A 17853-nucleotide genomic window follows, 5' to 3' on the forward strand; every position below is an offset into this window, starting at 1 on the left:
GCCGGGAAGAGAAAGGTCAGAAGGGCCGAGCCGACGCCTCTGGCGTGAAATACCAGCCCACGCCGGTTACAAACAGCAAAAACCCCGTCAGGCCGTGCAGGGCCCAGGCCTCGACAAGGCCGCGCTGACGGTAGGACACGGCGAACAACAGCCCGCCCATGAACGTCACAAGCAGCACCACCCAGTTCCAGAACATCACGTGCGCGAGGGCAAACAGCGTGGCATTGAGCAGGATGGAGCGGCGGCCCGTCGGCAGGATCGCGGCGTAGCGTCGGAAAAAGAGCGTCCGGTAGATGAGTTCCTGCGGCAGGGCGGACAGCAGCGGATAAGCTACCAGTAACCCCCAGAACACGGATCGTTCCTCGCGCCATAGCCAGAAGGTCGCCCAGGGCTGTAGCCACTGGATGGCGGCCCAGCCCGCGATGAAGGTGGCCAGCCCTGCGGCCGCGATAAGCGGGATGCGCGTTTCCCGCCAGCCGTGCAGGATCGATGACCACCGGAAGTCGGGTGTCATGTGCAATAACACCAGCCCGAGCCCCAGAAGCGGCAGGATCGAGGGAAACAGCTGCCCCGGCGTTGCGATGAAGGCCATCAGGACGGGAGCCGCCACGAAGACGGTCCCCATTTCCACTATCAGCCGAAGACGGCTTGGTGATCTCAGGTTCTCCACGACGCCACCGCCTCCTGCGCGAAGTCGCGATAGCGCCGCAGCGGATGGCCGATCAGTTGCTCCATCGTGGCAGCCGCTTGCGGCGCTGGCACCATCCCCTCCCGCTGGAAGCCACTAAACATGCGCGCAAGGTCATGGGCCATCCAGGCGGGCATCCGGTGGCGCAGACCGGCCTCGAAGGCGCCGAGGTCAGCCGAGCCGGGGGAAACCTCAAGCCCAAGCGCGTCGGTCCAGATCGCCGCCACGTCGGCGGCGGTCAGAACCTCCGGGCCGCACACCTCGATCAGGGTGGCAGGCAGCGAAGCATCGGCCTGATGACGCCGCAGGAGTTCGGCCACCGCGGCATCCGCGATATCGCGAACGTCAACCATGGCCACGCCGACCTCACCGATCGGCTGGGGAAAGACACCCTCAAGCAGCGCGTCCTTTGCCGTCAGGTCGTTCTGCATGAAGTAGTTGGCGCGCAGAATGGTAGCGGGCAGCCCCGCCGTCCAGATCATCCGCTCGACCAGATGCTTGCTGGCATAATGGGGCGTGTCGACATAGCGGCCTGCGTGGCTGACGGACAGGTAGACGATGCCGCGCACGCCTGCCGCTTTCGCCAGGTTCACAGCCATCATCGCCTGGTTCGCTTCATCCGGACTGACCGACGTCAGCAGAAATAGTGTATCGACACCTTGTAGCGCTGCCTCGATTGATACCGGGTCGGTCAGGTCGCCCTGAACCGCTTTGACCCCGTTGCGCTCCTTAAGGCGCGCGGGGTCACGGGTCAGCGCACGAATGTCTGCCCCGTACAGACGATCAAGAATCGCCGCACCGACCTGGCCGGTCGCGCCGGTGACAAGGATCGTCATTGGGCACCCCACTGAGTCTCGGGCATCCTGCCGGTCTCCATCAGGCTGCGGCGCGGCCCCTCACCCGAGGCCATCATCCAGCTGGGGTATTCCGGTGTCAGGGCGCTTGCCGCATTCAGGGCGACCAGATCGTCCTCGGACAGCGCCACCTCGGCGGCCTTCAGGTTATCCTCCAACTGATCGAGCCGTTTCAGGCCGAGGATCACGCTGGTGACGACCTTCTGGTGCAAGAGCCACGCCAGCGAGATGGCCGCGAGGGTGGTGTCATGCCGTGCAGCGATGCCGTCCATCACGTCCAGAAGCGGCGCGCCGCGCGCTTCGTTCACCGGGGGGAATGGAACGGTGGCGCGGCGGCCTTCATCACTGTTGCGATACTTGCCTGTCAGATAGCCCCCGGCGAGCGGACTGAAGACCATCAGGCCCAGGCCTTCGGCCTGCAAGAGCGGGGTAATCTCACGCTCCACGTCGCGCCCGGCCAGCGAATAGTAGCCCTGATAGCTCTGGAACCGCTCCAGTCCTAGACGTTTGGCATCACCAAGCGCCATGGCCAGCTGCCACGCGGCCCAGTTCGACACGCCGATATGACGGACGAGGCCTTGGCGCACAAGATCATCCAGGGTGCGCAGCGTTTCCTCGACCGGGGTGGCGGGGTCGAAGCCGTGCAGCTGGTAAAGGTCGATATAGTCGGTGCCGAGACGCTTCAGGCTGCCATGCACCTCGTGCAGGATGTGCTGGCGCGAGGCGCCGCCATCGTTCGGACCTTTGCCGGTGCCATGCTCGAACTTGGTCGACAGCACAACGTCCTTGCGCGCGATACCGAGCGAGGACAGGGCGCGACCCACGATCTCTTCCGACTGCCCGCCCGCATAGACGTTGGCCGTGTCGATGAAGTTGATGCCTGCATCAAAAGCACGGCGCAGGATCGCTTCGGCCTCGTCCTGCATGACGCCGCTGGCGGCTGCATAAGGGCCGCCGCTCTGACCAAAGGTCATGGTGCCCAGGCACATGTCGGAAACGAAGAGGCCGGTGCGGCCCAGAAGGTTGTAGCGCATGATAAGCTCCGGTTATGATCAAGACACTCGATAATTTCGATACCAAAAAGTATCGGAACTAAGTAGTATCGGAACCATGTAGTATCGGATTAAAAATGTCAATGACTAACAATGATCTTCCTGTTGCCGCGCGAGGACGCAAACGCGACCCCGAACGTGACGTCGCCATTCTGGAGGCGACGATCGACCTGCTGGCGGAGGTCGGCTATGACGGGCTGAGCACGGCAAAGGTGGCGGATCGCGCGCAGGCCGGGAAAGGCACGCTGTATCGCCGCTGGCCGACGAAAACCGATCTGGTACTGGACGCGGTCGCGCACATGAAGGCGCAACAGATCGACCTGGAAGCGCTGCCGGATACCGGCTCGTTACGGGGCGATCTTCTGACGATGTTTCGGCCACAGGACGGCGCGAAGGTGGACCGGATATTGCGCGCCATGGCGGGTGTGGTGTCGATGATCAGCCAGGTGCCGGGATTGGCAGACACGGGCGACTACTCGATTTTCGAGCCATGGATCACGGCGAATGCGGTGCTGATGGAGCGCGCCCAAGCGCGAGGTGACATCCCGCCAACGGCAGATATTGCCCTCGCTGCCCAGATCATCCCCTCCATGGCGGCCTATCGAGCCCTGATTCTGAGGGTCGCGATCGATCGTGATCTGCTGGAGCGTCTGGTTGAGCAGGTGGTGCTGCCAGCCCTGGGCGAGAGTTCTGTTAATCCGTCGCCCTCGCAAGACGGAATGGGCCAGGACGGATAACGACAGATGCTGGAAAAGATCATCAGCGGCGGCCAGACCGGCGCCGACCGGGCGGCACTCGATGCCGCGCTCGACGCGGGCTTTCCCATTGGCGGCGCCTGCCCGGTAGGGCGGATGGCCGAGGATGGGCCGCTTGACCCTGTTTACACGCTTGACGAGATCGGCGGCGGCTATCGTCAGCGCACCAAACGCAATGTGCAGGACGCCGACGGCACCGCCATTTTCTATAGCGCTTACCCGCGCGGCGGCACCGAGGCGACGGTGCTCTTCTGTATTCGCCAGGCTAAACCTTACAAACTGATCGATATCGACCTGGTAACGTATGAGACGGCAGCCACGCTGCTGGACGACTTCGTGCGCGAGTTCGATGTCCGAGTGTTGAACATCGCCGGGCCCAGCGCCAGCCATTGCAATGGCATTTACCACTATGTGAACCATTCGACGAGGCTGTTTTTAAGTCACAAGATAGGCGCCGATAGACATTAACCTTGTCTGCGCAAACCGCTAGCCTGCCGCAGAGGCAAGCGGCACCCACACGTGCTCAATGCCAATCGACACGGCCACGGCCGCCAGCAGCGCGGCCATGGCAAGGTTGAAGCCTTTCACCAGGCGCGGTTGCTGGATGCGCTGGCCGACCAGGCGGCCCAACAGCATGTAGCTGCCGGGGGCGCCGGCGGCGAGCAGCGCGAGACCCACGGCCCAAACGACCAGGCTTACGCCGTCGATACCCGCCGCCGGAAACTGCAGCGTGACGATGGGCAACACCGCCACCGGTGTCTTGGGGTTCAAGAGTTGCATCGCCACCCCGTCACGGAAGCCGAACACGCGCATGGGCGCATCAGCGGTTTTAAGCCGCGCGCTAGCGCGGGCGATCTTCCAGGCGAGATAGAGAATATAGCCGCAGCCCACCGCGCTCAGTATGACCAGCGCTTGCCCGCCGATCCACGCCGCCCCGGCGAAGCCCAGCACCAGCAGATAGAGCAGCATGGCGCTGCCCACACCCAGGCAGAAGCCGATAGAGCGACTGGCCTGGCCGTTGATGCCCACGTTCAGGCCGAGCAGGTTCACGGGGCCGGGCGTGTACATGATGCCCACCCCAAACAGGATGATTCCCAGCATGATGAAATCTCGCGAACGTTGATGGGTTAGCGCTTTGGCCGCAAGGGAGTCAGCGGGCGATGTCGCGCCGGTACTGGCTTGGCGTCACGGCGTAGATGCGCTTGAAGCGGCGATTGAAGTGGCTCGAATCGCTGAAGCCGTAGCGCAGCGCGACGTCGCTGGGGAAGGCGCCTTCGGCGAGTGCGGCCCGCGCCGCGTTGATGCGGCAGTTGATCACGTACTGGTGCGGGGTAATGCCGTAGTGCTGGCGGAAAAGGCGCAGGAAATGGTACCGGGAGAGGTGCGCGGCGGCGCTGATCGCATCCAGGGAAATGTCCTGCTCCAGGTGGGCGTGAATATAAGCCTTGGCCCGCTCCAGTAGCGTCTCCGGCCGAGTGGCACGGGGCTTGTCGACCACCTCGCCGCCGAGCTGCGCGGTACGCTCCGCGATACGGTAAAGCGCGTTCTCCTGGTCGATGCAGCTACCGATGCCGTGGGTGACCAGGCGCGCCAGTTCCAGGATGGACGTGCGCAGCTTGGCGTCATGCATCAGCGTAGTGGGCGAGCGAAAGCCCGCGCCGCTCGGACGGCCCAGCGCCTCGGCGAACAGCGGCGCCAACTGGTCCGGGTCGACGTACAGCATCAGGTAATCCAGCGTGTGCTCGCCGCCGGATTGGCCGTCGTGCACCTCCTCCGGGTTGAACACGATCACGTTGCCCGGCGGGCTCTGGTGAAACTGCCCGCCGCTGAAGAAATCCTGCCGCCCGGCCAGGGTCACGCCAAAGGCGTACTCTTCGTGGGCGTGGCGGTCATAGCTGAAATCCTCCATCGCCGCGTGCAGCACGGTCAAACTCGGCACGTGCTGGCTTTTGATAAATTCAAATCGGCTGGCGTTTCGCATACCGCGCTCCTCGCATGTCACCCGGTAAGCTTAAGGCAGTTGGCCGTTCGAATGCTTGTACAGAATTGCTCACATTCGGGCCGACAAGCTACAACACCATGACCATCTCATGCCACGCCATGCCGCCGTGGTCGGAGTCAGAAGGCTTTACGTAGCGGTAGCCCATGCGCTCATAGAGCGGGACATGGCGCTCCTTGCACATCAGGTGGATGGTCTGCTTGCCAAGCGCTTTCATGTGCTCGACGAAGGCTTGCATCAACGTCGTGGCGTAACCGTTGCCCTGGTGGGCGGGGTCGATCACCACCGACATGATGACCACGTTGAGCGCGGCGGGGTCGTGGCCGATTAGCTCCTTGAACGCCTCGTCGGACATGACCACCTCATGCGCGCAGCCGCCGTTGATAAAGCCGATGATCCCGTCATTGAGCGTCATGACCAGAAACCCTTCGGGATACTGGACGATGCGGGTGGCGATTTTCTCTCGCGTGGCGCCTTCGTCGCCCTCGTAGGCGGCAGCCTCGATGTCGTAGCAGCGGTCGGTGTCGTTGGGCGTGGCGAGTCGCAAAACAGGTGAGGTCATGGATAGACTCCGGAGGGGTGAAAGCAAAGCGTGGGCAGCAGAATAAAGAAAAATGGGGCGCGATGCCTGCCCCTTGTGCCCCCGACCCATGCCCGGCATTATCCCGCTTTTGGCCGTTGATCGAACGGCGATGATGCGAGGCGTTTTATGGGTAAGCTGTTGTCGTTGATCGGGGTGTTGGCGCTGGGCTATGCGGGGGTTTATGTCTACTACGGCCACGCCGTGGAGCGCGAGGTGGAGCAGGCGCTGAGTGAGCGCGGGCTTTCCAACGTCACGGTGGAAAGCGTCGATTACGGGCTCTGGGCGCCGATCAGTACCTCGACGGAGATCACGCTGAACGTGGCTTACCGCGGCAGCCAGGCGGCGCTGAATCTGGGCGTCGAAGGGCATCCGCTGTTTTCTGATGAGGTGGCGATCACCCTCGATGGACTACAGGCGCTGCGCTTGGGACTCAACTTCTAGCATTGAACGGGAAGGGTGCTTGTGTTTCCAGTATCGATCAAGGGCGTATTGAGACTTCCCAACGGCCAGGTGGTGTTGGCACTGAACGACCGCGACGAGTGGGAGCTGCCCGGCGGGCGTATCGAGGTTGGCGAGAGCGCGCCTGAGTGCCTGGCGCGGGAGTTCAAGGAAGAGCTCGATGTCGAGGTGCTTGTCTCATCGATCATCGACAGCTATCTGTTCGAAGTAATTCCCGGCAAGCAGGTCTTTATCGTGACCTATGGCTGCGAATTGGTAGGCCCTTTCGCACCTGAAGTGAGCGACGAGCATTTGCGCATTGCCACCTTCGCGCTCGACGCGCTGCCGGCCAACCTGCCGCCGGGCTACGCCCACTCGATTCACACCTTCACGCCCTGACGAACTGACTTTCTGGAATTCTTCATGCACTACCGCCCCATGACCCTCGAGGACTACCACGCCGCCGTGGCGCTTTGGCAGCAAACGCCGGGCGTGCGCCTGCGTGATGCGGACTCTTTCGAAGGCATCACGCGCTATCTATCGCGTAACCCGGGGTTGAGTATCGTTGCCGAACAGGACGGGGAGATCATCGGCACGATCATGGCGGGCCACGACGGCCATCGAGGTTTCATCCAGCACCTGGCGGTGGCCGAACGTCACCGTAAGCAGGGCGTCGGTACCGTTCTGGTCGAGCGCTGCCTGAACGCCTTGCGGGGTGAAGGCATCGACAAGGCGCACCTGATGCTGCTTACGGATAACAAATCCGGCAAGCGGTTCTGGCAACGCCTGGGCTGGCAATTTCGAACCGATATCGAACTACACTCCTTCGTGTTGAGCGGCAGCCCCAGCGCCTAGGCCTGCGCTCACGGAGGTTACAGCCCCTGCGCCCCCCGGCGCAGCCACCCATGAACGAACGCCAGCTTCTTGAGCGTGACTTCGGTCAGCATGAACGGATACACATCTGAAAGCCCCATTGCGCGGTTGACGTGGTTCACCCCGGCGATCAGCGCGGTGGCAATGTGAATCAAGCGCTCGGCGTCCGGCTCGGCGTAGGCATCCCACTTGTGATCGCGGGGCAGCTCCGGCGAATCCATGCCTGATGACACGAAGCTGTCGGTGATGTCGGTCAGGTGCAGAATGTGCGAAACGGTTTCCGCCCAATCCTCGTGGGGGTGGGCCGAGGCGTAGGTGGAGACGAAATCCTTGCGCCAGTTCTCCGGCGGGCCTTCGTTGTAGTGATGCTTGAGCGCCTCGCCGTAATCGGCGCGTTCGTCGCCGAACATGTCACGAAACGCTTCCAGAAAGTCCTCGCGCAGGCTCAACCGCCACCACAGCATGTGCGCAATCTCGTGACGCATGTGGCCGATCATGGTGCGGTAGGGTTCTTCCAGCGCCTCGCGCCGGGTGGTGACCAGTACCGGGTCGGCCTCGGCGATGCTGATCGTCACCACACCATCCACGTGGCCCATCATCACCGGTTTTTTGCCTTCCGCCAGCAGGTGGAACACCGGCGGGGCGCCCGGGTCTTCCGGACGAAACCAGTTCCAGCGGCCCAGATTGTCGATCACCCAGCGCTTGGCGGCTTCAGTTTGCGCCCAGTTGGCAGTGGCGTTGGGAATGCTCGGGTCCGGTGCGACGGCGGTCATGGCGCAGGCGCGGCAAAGCTCGCCGGCCTTCGGCGCGACCCAGTTACAGCCGACCACCTCGCGGTTGGCGCAAAACGGCGGCATGGGGATGAACGCGCGGGCCTGCGGGTCATAGGCGACCGGCACGCCGTCGGCGGTGACCAGGTTATCGAACCACAACGAACCGGCACCGACCGGATTGGAGAAAACGCGCATGGGCAGGGCACTCACGGGGAAGGAGCCTTGAGTCTAGGTGGTGGCAAGCCGAGCCGTCCAATGACTTCTTCGCTGGTATCTCAACGCCGCCTCGCGCGCGTGGCCTATAACCGCCGGTCACGCGTGCTATGCTCGTCGGCTCATGATGATGTGCCATTGTAAGAGCAACCGCCCATGACCCACGCTGAGCCCGCCCCGCAAGACGCCCCGCGCTTTACCGCCCCCGCCGGCGAGATCATCGGCTGGTATGACCGCGGCGCGATTCGCGCCACCGGCATCCGCTACGCACGCGTTGAGCGCTTTTGCCCGCCGGTGGACGAGCCGCCTTCGAGCGCGCCCATTCACGCCACCGAATGGTCACCCGCCGCGCCGCAGAATATCGTGCCGGAGCTCAACCACGCCCTGGGCGTGAGTGCGGGCGAGTTCGTCGTCTCGGAAGAGGCGCTGCACCTTTCCGTGACGCTGCCGGAAAGCCCCGCCAGTACGCCGCGCCCGGTCATGGTCTGGATCCACGGCGGCTCCTATGTATTCGGCACGGCGGATCTGCCCGTATTCGACACCCGCCCGCTGGCGCTTGAGGGGGATATGATCGTGGTGGGCGTGAACTACCGGCTGGGGCTGTTGGGGTTTCTCGGCGGAGAAGGGCGGCCGGCGAACCTGGGGCTGCTCGATCTGATCTCGGCGCTGCGCTGGATCAAAGCCAACATCGCCGCGTTCGGCGGCGACCCGGATAACGTGACCCTGTTTGGCCACTCCGCCGGCGGCGACGCGGCGGCGCACCTGATGATTGCCGACGGCGCCGAGGGGCTTTTCCAGCGCGCCATCATTCAGAGCGCGCCGCTCGGCATCAGCCGGGGGCGGGCGAAAATGAATGCCAAAATGCTTAAGCAGGCCGCCTCGGCCACCGATGAGATGCCGCTGGGCGAGGTGCTCGCCCTGCAAACCGAGGTCATCAAGACCGCCCAGGGGTTTGGGCTTAAATCCGCCATGCCGTTTTCGACCCAGTACGGCCACTACCCGCTGCCCCAGGAGAAGCAGGCGCCTGCCGCCTGGCAGCGCGCCGCGAAAAAGATCGATGTGTTCATCGGCACTACCTGTGAAGAAACTGCGCTGTTTCTGGTGATGTCGCCGGGGCTGACGCGCCTGCGCCACATGCCGCTTCTGGGCGCGCCGCTCACCGGCGCCATGGTCGCCGCCACCACGCGCAAGGTGTACCGGCATGATGCCTACGCCTTCGCCCGCCGCCACGCAAGCGCTGGTGGCCGCGCCTTCGTCTATCGGTTCGATTGGAACAAGGGCCGGGCCCCTTACGGCGCCGCTCACACCCTGGAGCTGCCGCTGCTGCTGGGCGAGCCGGCTAGCTGGTCTGATGCGGATATCGTCAAGGGCGTGGCGGACGACGAGCTGCACGCGAGCGGCCAGCGCCTGCGCACGCTCTGGGCAAACTTCGCCAGAGGCGGGGAGCTGGCCGAGAAGGGCGAGCTCGCGCCGGGCATACTGGCGTGGTGGAAAGCCCGCTAGCGTTTTGGGGCGTGATCGCACATGCTGAATCCATGCGCTATCGCAGGTTCGAAGTATCACTCATCGAACGGAGTACACCATGAGCATTGACCCCTGGGATACCGAGTTACCGGAGCGGTTGGCATTGCTCCATCAGCTGAGTTTCGATATCGAGGAAGGCTATGACTTTGAACCCTACACGCGATTCTTGACCGCCGAGGACACCGCGCAGTGGCTACAGGCCTGGAGCGGCAACCCGCACGCGACCGGCGCGCAGTTTCGCGTTTTCGGCCAGGACGGCACCGGCGGCTACGCGGCGTTCTGGATGGTGCTGCCGCAAACGCCCATCGAGCACCAGCCGATCGTGTTTCTGGGCTCGGAAGGCGAAAGCGGCGTGATCGCCCGGGATCTTGACGACTTCCTGTGGCTGCTGGCCGGCGGGGTCGGCCCACGTGAAGCGTTGGATTACCCCCAAGTGAACGCCACGCCCAACGCCGCCTTTCAGGCCTTCGCCTACCAGCACGCCCACTCCCGCGAGCAGAGCGTGTTCGAAGTCATCGATAACGCCCATCTGACCTACCCGGGCTTTACCGAGGAGCTCGAACGCCTGTGTCATCCTGAGTGAGCCAACACTGATTTTTTGAATACGGGCGGTAATGGTAAGCGTGTTTCGATAGCAGAAGGGCTTGAAGTAACGCGACTTGAACACTGCGCTTTTCTTCAAGGGATTCGTGAGCTGGGTGCTCAACTCCTACGCGGTCACCGGTATGAGTCTGTACCTACTACATGGCCGCCGGATTTATTGTAGTAGCCCGCTTCAGCGGGCGAAGGGCGCCCTCAGGCGCCTTGGCTGACGACCAGCCGCGAGCGAAATCCTCTATCCATAACCGCTGGCCAGGCTTGACTGACTGGCAGTACGGTCTGAAACGGTTTTCGATGACATGTATTGAGTATTGAGCAACCCCATCATTTCGGGTAGAAACTAAGATGCACAATGTCATCCGAAATACCGGTGGTCACGGGCGCGACGACCACATCCCCTTGGGCATCGCGATAGCCAAAGCCGCCGTTGCCATACATATCGAAGGGCGCTAACTGCGTGAAGTCGGCGCCCTGCTCATCGGCCAAAATACCCGCCCAGGTTTCGCTCTGCGCCATCGGGTCGGCCACGCCGCTTGCCGTGATAATGCAGCGATCGTACCCCACCTCGCCCCCGATGGTGACGGTGGCAAGGGTACCGTCCAATCCCATGAACAGCAGCGCGGTGTAATTGCCTGAGCTTTGGTCGAACGGAGCATCAAAGTGCTCGGATGCGGACAGCAGGGCGATCGACTTTTGCATATCCCCACCCGCTTCAAGGCAGTAGTCCTGAAAATAGGCAAGCGCGGAATCCGTGCGCTCTTGCGCGTAAACCGTTGAGGTCGCGCATGCCAACAGGCCCGCCGCTATCAAAATCTGTTTCACTGTGACTCTCCCTTGAGTGCTTCCAACGTCTGCCCGAAGCGCTTGATGTGCCGGCTGCACGACCACCTGATCGTCGCGACCCTGGATGCCAGAAAATAATATAGATGACTCTAATGTATTCAACGGCGTGCGCAACCGGCACTGCAGCAATATGGGGCTATCGGCAACTAACGGGTGGGCGTAAAGCTGCGCGATGAAATGAGCATCTACGCAAAAGCTGGAGGACACTCTCAAGGAGCCGCAGGCACACCATGCTCTATGGGTGAGAGCTTCGGCTCGCGACGATAGGCCACCGAGGCGCAATAAGCGAAAGGCCCAGCGCCACGCTATCTTTCATTTCAACCAGCCTGATCGTGTCATCGATGGGCGCAATTCAGCCCCATACTGACAAGACTCAAAATAACAACAGGCCAAAAAGGAGACATGAATGAAAGCGATCCTGTTCGACGTATTCGGTACCGTGGTCGACTGGCGCACCAGCCTGATCCAGCAGTTCGGCAAGCTGGAGCAGGAGCTGGGCATCGAATTGCCAAAAGAGACGCTGACCGACCAGTGGCGCGGGCGCTACGTGCCTTCGATGGACCGGGTCCGCAAGGGCGAATGCCCTTGGACGAACCTCGATGACCTGCATCGCGAAAGCCTGGTCGAACTGCTCGATCAACACGGCATTGAACTGGATGCTTCGACGATCGAGCGCATCAACCGCTTCTGGCACCGCCTTACGCCCTGGCCGGACGTGCAGTCAGGCCTTGCGCGTCTGAAAGAGAATTACATCATCGCCACACTGACCAACGGCAACGTCTCGCTGATGGTCGACGTGGCCCGCCACGCCGAACTGCCTTGGGACATGATCTTCTGCGCCGAGCTCTTCGAGCACTACAAGCCGGACGCGGAGGTTTATCTCGGCGCGAGCCGTCTGCTGAATCTTCCGCCGGATGAGGTGATGCTATGCGCGGCGCATAATGCGGATTTACGAGCGGCGAGGGCGTTGGGCTTGAAAACGGCGTTCATCCCCCGGCCCACGGAGTATGGTCCGCAGCAGAGCAAGGATTTGGAAGCTGAGAAAGCGTGGGATTTCGTGGCGGAGAATTTCATTGCGCTGGGTGAGCAGCTAAGGCAACAAATGCCCAGTTCGATTTGAACGGGTTACTTCTTATCAGAGCTTAAATCGCACCGGGCAACGCCATCAATTCGGATAGAAGCTCAGATGCACGATGTCATCCGAAATACCGGTGGTCACGGGCGCGACGACCACATCCCCTTGGGCATCGCGATAGCCAAAGCCGCCGTTGCCATAATCCTCGAACGCCTCCCACTCCATGAACTCGGCACCGGCGGTCTCCGTCAGGGTGGCCGCCAGCGCTTCGCTCTGCGCCATCGGCTCGTCCACACCGGTCATGATGATGGTGCATTTATCGTCCGTAAATGAGGCGCCGATCAGCACCGAGGCGTTGATGCCGTCTGGCCCGGTGTAGCTGACATAGGTGAAGTCTGACCCCATGCTGCGTTCGTTGCCAAACGTGTCGGAATTGGAAAACAGGCCTATCGATTTTTCCAGCTTCCCGCCCGGTTTCAAGCAGTAGTCCTGAAAGTAAGCCAGGCCGCTATCCATGTGATCCTGCGCAAAGGCGGCAGTGGTAAAGCACGCCAGCAGGCCCGTCACTATCACGATGGGTTTCATTGTATGGTTTCCTTTGAAATGGCTTTGACGGTGGGTCGAGGCGGTTGGCTCAGCGTACTCAACGCACCGGCAGTAAAACGGCTCGAAATATCGCGACCGTTTGAAACCAGAATATAATATAGATGGGGCTAATATATTCAATGGCGCGAAGGCAGCCGAGCTAACGCCGTGTGAGGAAGCTGCGGATTTCGGCTCACCTATTTTTCCTTCGCCATCAACCAGTAGGCACAGCTCAGAGGAGTAGCGCCTGAGGTAAGCGATCACACTGCAGCAGGACTTCACTCGGTCCTTTGAGCGCTTGCTGTCGACTAAAGGCTAGGCCGCTGTGCTAGGACTAACCTAAGTTAACTGATAGTGTTGAAGTATTAGTGAGAATAACGCTTTGAGAAAATCGTATTTCGGCCCAAAGCGGCCATAATCTTATTTTACTATCGAATTTATTAAGGCGTCATATAGATGTGCTTTAGTTTAAAAAAAGAGTTTATTTGCTTTGGTCAATGATTTTAGGTTTTAAGATAACAAGCTTTAGAAAGTTGGTTTCGTTAAGATTCTTGATAAAAAAGGGTAGGTTTTTATGAGCAGAATTAATAAAGATAAACTTGAAAAAGGCGATTTAGATTCTTCTATTCGATTTGCCATTAGAAATATTATAAACTTTGGGGATACGGATATCTTTCCGTTTCCCTTAGAAACAAGAATGCTTGATGACTGTGAAAGCAAAATATTGGAACTATTCAAGGAAGTAAACTCTAATTTTGCCGACTCATTAAACTCATTTCCTCCATTAAATGTTGATTGTTGCTCTACGGTTGGCTATTACGGCTTTAGGTGGGCAACACAAATTGATCCTATCTGGAATGTTTATTTTCTAGGTTTAGTTATAAGTTTAGCTAAAAAGATTGAAGATCAAAGACTTCCTTCAAAATACGTTTATTCTTATCGTATATCCCTAGATGTCGATAAGTTTTCTCTTTATTCAGAAGAAGTAAATTGGAGAAAGTTTCAGTTTGATAGTCTAGAGCTTTGCGAAGAAAACGATGCAGTATCACATGTTGTTGTTTGTGATATCGCGGATTTTTATACCCGTATTTACCATCATCGTCTTGAGAATGCCTTGGACAGACTGGACTCAGGAAAAAATGTATCTTCTAAGATAAAAGCATTGGTTCAGTATTTTTCTGGCACAAACTCTTATGGTCTTCCCGTCGGAGGTGCGGCTTCCCGGATTTTATCAGAATTAATTCTTGACTCGGTCGATAGAATAATGAAACTTCATAGAATTGAGTTCAAGCGATATGTTGATGATTATGTGATTTTCTGTAAATCGAAAGAAGATGCACATTCAGCTCTCGCTTTTTTAAGTCGTAAGTTAATGGAGAATGAAGGGCTTACGCTCCAGAAGCACAAAACAAATATAATGTCTAAAGATGAGTTTGTTAATATTACAAAAGCTAAGCTAAAAGGTGTTGACGAAGACGAAAAATCACCAATGAAAGCTAAATTTATGAGCCTTCCGATCAGATATGATCCATATTCTCCAAATGCTAATGAGCAATATGAAGGTATAAAAAAATCATTATCTGGTTTTGATCTTCTGGGGATGTTAACCTCAGAGCTTCAAAAATCGAAGATAAATCAAACTTTTAGTCGACAGTTGATCAAAGCCTTCGCGGTTACAGACGACAAAAAACTTTCAAGTGCTTTTCAAGTGATATCTAATAACTTTAACGATCTTTATCCCATATACACGACTATAATGCAGGTTGCTATAACTAACTGGAATCGATTGAGTGAACATACTAAATCAGAGGTGCGGTCAGTAGTTAGAGGGCTTGTTAGTGAGAAGTCTTTCATTTTAAAGACAGATATTAATGTTGCTTACCTTATAAAGTTACTTGCTCAAGAGCACTCTGCTGAAAATGAGGAGATTCTTCTTATTTTTTATAGTGAATACTCTGATAGCGTTCTCATACGCCAGTTGGTCACTCAAGTGATGGCTAAGTGGAAAGTACATTATTGGCTTTCTGATATAAAGAAAACATTTGCTACGATGGATGCGCGTCAAAGACGAACATTTATATTGGCATCATACTTTTTGGGTGATGAAGGTAAGCACTGGAGAGAACATAATAAGAGAAATTTCAATTCAATAGAACGTCTTTATCGAGATTGGGCGTCTGAGCGAGTGGGTAAGAAAGACTTGGAGGCGGCTTTATGATTTCCGAAACTACTTTCTCAAAAAAATTCACTTCTTTTTGGACTCAGTTACTTCCAAATGCTAATAATTATATACGATTAGTTAATGAAGCGATGGTGGAATCACTTTATGCACCAGAAAAACCAGTGAGAAACGAAAATGTCGCATTGTGCAATACAATTGCATATGAAATATTTAGGTTAGTAAAGGTTGGAGAGTTGTCTAAAAAGGATGTTAGATCCAGTTCGATATTTTCAAGTGTTTTTTTTGATAAGCTAGTAAAAGATTGCGAGAGTAGGTTAAAAATATTTAGTCATGGGGGTTCCATGAAACTTCCTCTCTTAAAAGACGAAATTATTGATATTTTGTCGATTGCTAATAATATGATTGAATATTTTCCAGCAGGAGCGGCTAATATAACTTTTGCACCAAGGTTCGAAGGATTGGGGTTCTTGAATAATGCTGAAGGTGATATTATTTTTGCCGACTCTTTGATTGAGGTGAAAGCTGGATTTAGGAATTTTAGTGTAAACGATATAAGACAGTTACTAGTTTATCTTTGCCTGAATCATTATAGCAGGTCGCCTTATGTAATAAGAAATGTCGAGCTATATAATCCAAGGATGGGAACGAAATTTAAAGAAAATGTAGAGCGAGTTTGCGACGATATAAGTGCACTTCAGCCTTCAGATTTATATCATCAAATTCTTCTTTTTGTTACTGAAAATAATTTTATTGAGTTGCCCGATACCTGATTTACTTCTTTTAAACAATACACTTTAAATATTCATGCTTCCAAATACAGGGCAACACACATTGCGTTGCCCTGTATTCGCAAAAGCGGGTTTATCCCTCGCCCGCCTCCCTCTCTCCCTTCTCAATCTGACCACGCCCCTGCGTTCAGTGCATCACGCCCCAGCAAATCGCGGCCCAGCTCGCCCCGGCGGTCCAGCCGGCGAGCACGTCGGTCGGCCAGTGGACGCCGAGATAAACGCGGCTTGCGCCTACGAGCAGGGTCAGCAGTATCGCCAGTATCAGCAGGTACGCTTTTAGGCGCAGCGCGGGCTGAATGCGGATGAGGAGTGCGGCCAGCGTGAGATACGTCACGGCCGACATCATGGTGTGGCCGCTGGAAAGCTCGCGGTGTAGATCATGGCTTCATGCGGAGCGAGATCCGGGTGGGGACGGTCAAAACCCAACTTCATCGCGGTACAAACGGCTTGATGGCTATTATTCGTAATCACTCACGTTTATAAAGAACCCTCGCCATTGCGACCATTCGTCGATTACCGATTCAAAGGAAGAGTATCCATGTCACTAACGCAGCTGCTGGTACCCACTTACACCCAAATGTTGGGCGCGCTTTCCAACTGGCTAAAGAAGGCTCAAAGCCAGCTGCCGGATGACGAGGCACAAGCGCTGCTTTCCGCGCGGCTTGCGCCGGATATGTTCCCGCTGTCGACCCAGGTGCGGTTTGCTTGCGTGCAGGCGCAAGAGGCCGTCTACCGGCTGCAGGGTGAGGCGCTACCGGCTTCTATCAAGGAAATGCTCGACGAGGGACGAAATGCCGGCGAGAACCCGGGAACGTTTGCAGAGGCGCAGGCGCGTATTGAGGAAACCCTCGCCTTGCTCAGCGGCCTGGCTTTTGATGCGCTGGATGCTCAGGCGGATAAGCCGTTAGTGCACGAGCTGCCCAACGGTATGATTCTCGATTTAACCGCCGAGCAGTACGCTCGCGATTGGACGCTGGGGCAGTTCTACTTCCACATCATGACCGCCTATTCCATCTTGCGCAGCGAGAAAGTCGAGCTTGGGAAGGCCGATTATGTCGCGCACCTGTTTCCCTATATTCGCCCTGAAACGCTGCCCAAAGGCTAAGCGGCTGGTTTGGCGGCGTAGCCCTTGGCTTCTTGAGGGGCAGCCGTTCGTGGGCGCGGGTGATGTCGGTCTACACCCGTTCCCGCATCAAGGTCGGGCTAGTCGCTGCTCGCCTCGCGCGCTTCCTCCTCGATCTGCCCACGCCCCTGCATCCAGTGCATCACGCCCCAGCAGATCGCGGCCCAGCTCGCACCGGCGGTCCAGCCGGCGAGCACGTCGGTCGGCCAGTGAACGCCCAGGTAGACGCGGCTCACGCCAACAAGCAGGGTCAGCAGTATCGCCAGTATCAGCAGGTACGCCTTCAGGCGCAGCGCGGGCTGAATGCGGATGAGGAGGGCGGCCAGCGTGAGATACGTCACGGCGGACATCATGGAGTGGCCGCTGGGAAAGCTTGCGGTGTAGACCATGGCTTCGTGGGGCACGAGGTCCGGGCGGGGGCGATCAAAACCCAGCTTCATCACGGTGCTGAGCAGGATGCCGCCGGGCACCGCCACCAGCGCGAAGAGTGCGGCGCGAAAGTGCCTGGCCAGCAGCAGATACCCCAGCGCCCCCAGCGTGAGCATTACCAGTACGCCCACGCCGCCGAGGGCGGTGAAGTCCCGGCCCATCTCCTCGACCCAGCCCGGGCCGATCGGGTCGTTCAGGTCGGCGGGGTTGCGAAGGGCGAGCAGCAGGCGCTCGTCGAAGCTCTGGGTGTCGCCCTCGATGACTTCACCGGCCAGCGCGACGAAGCCCCAAATGCCGCCGGAAATGATCGCCAGGCATAGCAGCAGGGCGAGTTCGTGGCGGCCCAGCCGCGACAGCAGGGAAAAAGCCTGACGCCCCATGTGGCCCATCCGTTTTTGATACTTCATTGGCAAATCCCTTGCGTTGATAGCGTTGTACCGCCTCGATTAAAGCGGGTTTTTTAATGGCCAGGCGCC

Annotated in this window: 22 protein-coding genes; 11 read left to right on the top strand and 11 right to left on the bottom strand. The window is 57.9% G+C overall.

Annotated features, from left to right (window positions below; all coding sequences use genetic code 11):
• Nucleotides 1-16: 16 nt before the first annotated feature.
• The 3 genes from RN347_RS05245 to RN347_RS05255 are packed head-to-tail and all read right to left on the bottom strand — an operon-like array spanning nucleotide 17 to nucleotide 2576.
• The gene (locus tag RN347_RS05245) at nucleotides 17-670 is read right to left on the bottom strand and encodes a CPBP family intramembrane glutamic endopeptidase (protein ID WP_311960429.1); all 654 of its coding nucleotides are present in this window, start codon (nucleotides 668-670) and stop codon (nucleotides 17-19) included.
• Nucleotides 658-1524 carry an NmrA family NAD(P)-binding protein gene (locus RN347_RS05250; RefSeq protein WP_311960430.1) on the bottom strand — a complete coding sequence of 289 codons (867 nt, stop codon included), beginning with the start codon at nucleotides 1522-1524 and terminating at the stop codon, nucleotides 658-660. Before RN347_RS05250 ends, RN347_RS05245 begins: the two co-directional genes overlap by 13 nt.
• The gene (locus RN347_RS05255) at nucleotides 1521-2576 is read right to left on the bottom strand and encodes an aldo/keto reductase (RefSeq protein ID WP_311960431.1); all 1056 of its coding nucleotides are present in this window, start codon (nucleotides 2574-2576) and stop codon (nucleotides 1521-1523) included. The genes RN347_RS05250 and RN347_RS05255 overlap by 4 nt, the downstream gene beginning before the upstream one ends.
• 101 nt (nucleotides 2577-2677) lie before the next feature.
• Between RN347_RS05255 and RN347_RS05260 the strand changes: the two genes are divergently transcribed.
• Nucleotides 2678-3331 carry a TetR/AcrR family transcriptional regulator gene (locus tag RN347_RS05260; protein ID WP_311960432.1) on the top strand — a complete coding sequence of 218 codons (654 nt, stop codon included), beginning with the start codon at nucleotides 2678-2680 and terminating at the stop codon, nucleotides 3329-3331.
• Between the two features lie 6 nt (nucleotides 3332-3337).
• The gene (locus RN347_RS05265; RefSeq protein ID WP_311960433.1) at nucleotides 3338-3817 is read left to right on the top strand and encodes a YpsA SLOG family protein; all 480 of its coding nucleotides are present in this window, start codon (nucleotides 3338-3340) and stop codon (nucleotides 3815-3817) included.
• Nucleotides 3818-3835: 18 nt separating this feature from the next.
• On the opposite strand, the gene RN347_RS05270 is transcribed toward RN347_RS05265, so the two are convergent.
• From RN347_RS05270 to RN347_RS05280, 3 genes are all read right to left on the bottom strand, one after another.
• On the bottom strand, nucleotides 3836-4450 hold the full coding sequence (locus RN347_RS05270; protein ID WP_311960434.1) for a LysE family transporter: 615 nt from the start codon (nucleotides 4448-4450) through the stop codon (nucleotides 3836-3838).
• A gap of 49 nt (nucleotides 4451-4499) precedes the next feature.
• A complete protein-coding gene (locus RN347_RS05275; protein WP_311960435.1) occupies nucleotides 4500-5330 on the bottom strand; it encodes an AraC family transcriptional regulator in 831 nt (276 codons plus the stop codon).
• A gap of 88 nt (nucleotides 5331-5418) precedes the next feature.
• A complete protein-coding gene (locus RN347_RS05280) occupies nucleotides 5419-5910 on the bottom strand; it encodes a GNAT family N-acetyltransferase (RefSeq protein ID WP_311960436.1) in 492 nt (163 codons plus the stop codon).
• A 147-nt stretch (nucleotides 5911-6057) separates the two neighbouring features.
• Here RN347_RS05280 and RN347_RS05285 point away from each other — a divergent pair, with 147 nt between their 5' ends.
• The 3 genes from RN347_RS05285 to RN347_RS05295 are packed head-to-tail and all read left to right on the top strand — an operon-like array spanning nucleotide 6058 to nucleotide 7224.
• A complete protein-coding gene (locus tag RN347_RS05285; RefSeq protein WP_311960437.1) occupies nucleotides 6058-6372 on the top strand; it encodes a hypothetical protein in 315 nt (104 codons plus the stop codon).
• A gap of 21 nt (nucleotides 6373-6393) precedes the next feature.
• Nucleotides 6394-6768, top strand: a complete 375-nt coding sequence (locus RN347_RS05290) for an NUDIX hydrolase (protein ID WP_311960438.1) — start codon at nucleotides 6394-6396, stop codon at nucleotides 6766-6768.
• 24 nt (nucleotides 6769-6792) lie between these two features.
• Complete coding sequence (locus tag RN347_RS05295) at nucleotides 6793-7224, top strand: GNAT family N-acetyltransferase (RefSeq protein WP_311960439.1); 432 nt, start codon at nucleotides 6793-6795, stop codon at nucleotides 7222-7224.
• Nucleotides 7225-7241: 17 nt separating this feature from the next.
• Here RN347_RS05295 and RN347_RS05300 read toward each other — a convergent pair whose 3' ends face one another.
• Nucleotides 7242-8210, bottom strand: coding sequence for a putative zinc-binding metallopeptidase (locus RN347_RS05300; RefSeq protein WP_311960819.1), 969 nt, complete (start codon nucleotides 8208-8210; stop codon nucleotides 7242-7244).
• Nucleotides 8211-8384: 174 nt separating this feature from the next.
• On the opposite strand from RN347_RS05300, the gene RN347_RS05305 reads away from it, so the two are divergent.
• Nucleotides 8385-9731 carry a carboxylesterase family protein gene (locus RN347_RS05305; RefSeq protein ID WP_311960440.1) on the top strand — a complete coding sequence of 449 codons (1347 nt, stop codon included), beginning with the start codon at nucleotides 8385-8387 and terminating at the stop codon, nucleotides 9729-9731.
• 79 nt (nucleotides 9732-9810) lie between these two features.
• Nucleotides 9811-10335 (top strand): hypothetical protein, encoded by a 525-nt coding sequence (locus RN347_RS05310; RefSeq protein ID WP_311960441.1) that lies wholly within the window; start codon nucleotides 9811-9813, stop codon nucleotides 10333-10335.
• Nucleotides 10336-10676: 341 nt separating this feature from the next.
• Here RN347_RS05310 and RN347_RS05315 read toward each other — a convergent pair whose 3' ends face one another.
• The gene (locus RN347_RS05315) at nucleotides 10677-11174 is read right to left on the bottom strand and encodes a hypothetical protein (protein WP_311960442.1); all 498 of its coding nucleotides are present in this window, start codon (nucleotides 11172-11174) and stop codon (nucleotides 10677-10679) included.
• Between the two features lie 427 nt (nucleotides 11175-11601).
• On the opposite strand from RN347_RS05315, the gene RN347_RS05320 reads away from it, so the two are divergent.
• Complete coding sequence (locus RN347_RS05320) at nucleotides 11602-12315, top strand: haloacid dehalogenase type II (RefSeq protein WP_311960443.1); 714 nt, start codon at nucleotides 11602-11604, stop codon at nucleotides 12313-12315.
• Nucleotides 12316-12360: 45 nt separating this feature from the next.
• Here the strand turns inward: RN347_RS05320 and RN347_RS05325 are convergent, their stop codons facing one another.
• Nucleotides 12361-12855, bottom strand: coding sequence for a hypothetical protein (locus RN347_RS05325; RefSeq protein WP_311960444.1), 495 nt, complete (start codon nucleotides 12853-12855; stop codon nucleotides 12361-12363).
• Between the two features lie 574 nt (nucleotides 12856-13429).
• Here RN347_RS05325 and RN347_RS05330 point away from each other — a divergent pair.
• Together RN347_RS05330 and RN347_RS05335 are read left to right on the top strand one after the other, a co-directional pair.
• A complete protein-coding gene (locus tag RN347_RS05330) occupies nucleotides 13430-15073 on the top strand; it encodes an RNA-directed DNA polymerase (protein ID WP_311960445.1) in 1644 nt (547 codons plus the stop codon).
• Nucleotides 15070-15807 (top strand): hypothetical protein, encoded by a 738-nt coding sequence (locus RN347_RS05335; protein WP_311960446.1) that lies wholly within the window; start codon nucleotides 15070-15072, stop codon nucleotides 15805-15807. Before RN347_RS05330 ends, RN347_RS05335 begins: the two co-directional genes overlap by 4 nt.
• 145 nt (nucleotides 15808-15952) lie before the next feature.
• Here the strand turns inward: RN347_RS05335 and RN347_RS05340 are convergent, their stop codons facing one another.
• A complete protein-coding gene (locus tag RN347_RS05340; RefSeq protein ID WP_311960447.1) occupies nucleotides 15953-16159 on the bottom strand; it encodes a phosphatase PAP2 family protein in 207 nt (68 codons plus the stop codon).
• A gap of 204 nt (nucleotides 16160-16363) precedes the next feature.
• Between RN347_RS05340 and RN347_RS05345 the strand changes: the two genes are divergently transcribed.
• The gene (locus RN347_RS05345; RefSeq protein WP_311960448.1) at nucleotides 16364-16930 is read left to right on the top strand and encodes a DUF1993 domain-containing protein; all 567 of its coding nucleotides are present in this window, start codon (nucleotides 16364-16366) and stop codon (nucleotides 16928-16930) included.
• 98 nt (nucleotides 16931-17028) lie between these two features.
• Here the strand turns inward: RN347_RS05345 and RN347_RS05350 are convergent, their stop codons facing one another.
• The gene (locus RN347_RS05350; protein ID WP_311960449.1) at nucleotides 17029-17784 is read right to left on the bottom strand and encodes a phosphatase PAP2 family protein; all 756 of its coding nucleotides are present in this window, start codon (nucleotides 17782-17784) and stop codon (nucleotides 17029-17031) included.
• Nucleotides 17785-17853 lie beyond the last annotated feature (69 nt).

The sequence above is a fragment of the Halomonas sp. PAMB 3264 genome (assembly GCF_031954245.1).
In the GTDB taxonomy this organism is placed as follows: domain Bacteria; phylum Pseudomonadota; class Gammaproteobacteria; order Pseudomonadales; family Halomonadaceae; genus Vreelandella.

What these genes read in the sequence shown, in the direction of transcription:
- RN347_RS05250 (WP_311960430.1), bottom strand. Translation starts at nt 1,524, where the DNA reads ATGACGATCCTTGTCACCGGCGCGACCGGCCAGGTCGGTGCGGCGATT.
- RN347_RS05255 (WP_311960431.1), bottom strand. Translation starts at nt 2,576, where the DNA reads ATGCGCTACAACCTTCTGGGCCGCACCGGCCTCTTCGTTTCCGACATG.
- RN347_RS05260 (WP_311960432.1), top strand. Translation starts at nt 2,678, where the DNA reads ATGACTAACAATGATCTTCCTGTTGCCGCGCGAGGACGCAAACGCGAC.
- RN347_RS05265 (WP_311960433.1), top strand. Translation starts at nt 3,338, where the DNA reads ATGCTGGAAAAGATCATCAGCGGCGGCCAGACCGGCGCCGACCGGGCG.
- RN347_RS05270 (WP_311960434.1), bottom strand. Translation starts at nt 4,450, where the DNA reads ATGCTGGGAATCATCCTGTTTGGGGTGGGCATCATGTACACGCCCGGC.
- RN347_RS05275 (WP_311960435.1), bottom strand. Translation starts at nt 5,330, where the DNA reads ATGCGAAACGCCAGCCGATTTGAATTTATCAAAAGCCAGCACGTGCCG.
- RN347_RS05280 (WP_311960436.1), bottom strand. Translation starts at nt 5,910, where the DNA reads ATGACCTCACCTGTTTTGCGACTCGCCACGCCCAACGACACCGACCGC.
- RN347_RS05285 (WP_311960437.1), top strand. Translation starts at nt 6,058, where the DNA reads ATGGGTAAGCTGTTGTCGTTGATCGGGGTGTTGGCGCTGGGCTATGCG.
- RN347_RS05295 (WP_311960439.1), top strand. Translation starts at nt 6,793, where the DNA reads ATGCACTACCGCCCCATGACCCTCGAGGACTACCACGCCGCCGTGGCG.
- RN347_RS05300 (WP_311960819.1), bottom strand. Translation starts at nt 8,210, where the DNA reads ATGCGCGTTTTCTCCAATCCGGTCGGTGCCGGTTCGTTGTGGTTCGAT.
- RN347_RS05305 (WP_311960440.1), top strand. Translation starts at nt 8,385, where the DNA reads ATGACCCACGCTGAGCCCGCCCCGCAAGACGCCCCGCGCTTTACCGCC.
- RN347_RS05310 (WP_311960441.1), top strand. Translation starts at nt 9,811, where the DNA reads ATGAGCATTGACCCCTGGGATACCGAGTTACCGGAGCGGTTGGCATTG.
- RN347_RS05320 (WP_311960443.1), top strand. Translation starts at nt 11,602, where the DNA reads ATGAAAGCGATCCTGTTCGACGTATTCGGTACCGTGGTCGACTGGCGC.
- RN347_RS05325 (WP_311960444.1), bottom strand. Translation starts at nt 12,855, where the DNA reads ATGAAACCCATCGTGATAGTGACGGGCCTGCTGGCGTGCTTTACCACT.
- RN347_RS05330 (WP_311960445.1), top strand. Translation starts at nt 13,430, where the DNA reads ATGAGCAGAATTAATAAAGATAAACTTGAAAAAGGCGATTTAGATTCT.
- RN347_RS05335 (WP_311960446.1), top strand. Translation starts at nt 15,070, where the DNA reads ATGATTTCCGAAACTACTTTCTCAAAAAAATTCACTTCTTTTTGGACT.
- RN347_RS05345 (WP_311960448.1), top strand. Translation starts at nt 16,364, where the DNA reads ATGTCACTAACGCAGCTGCTGGTACCCACTTACACCCAAATGTTGGGC.
- RN347_RS05350 (WP_311960449.1), bottom strand. Translation starts at nt 17,784, where the DNA reads ATGAAGTATCAAAAACGGATGGGCCACATGGGGCGTCAGGCTTTTTCC.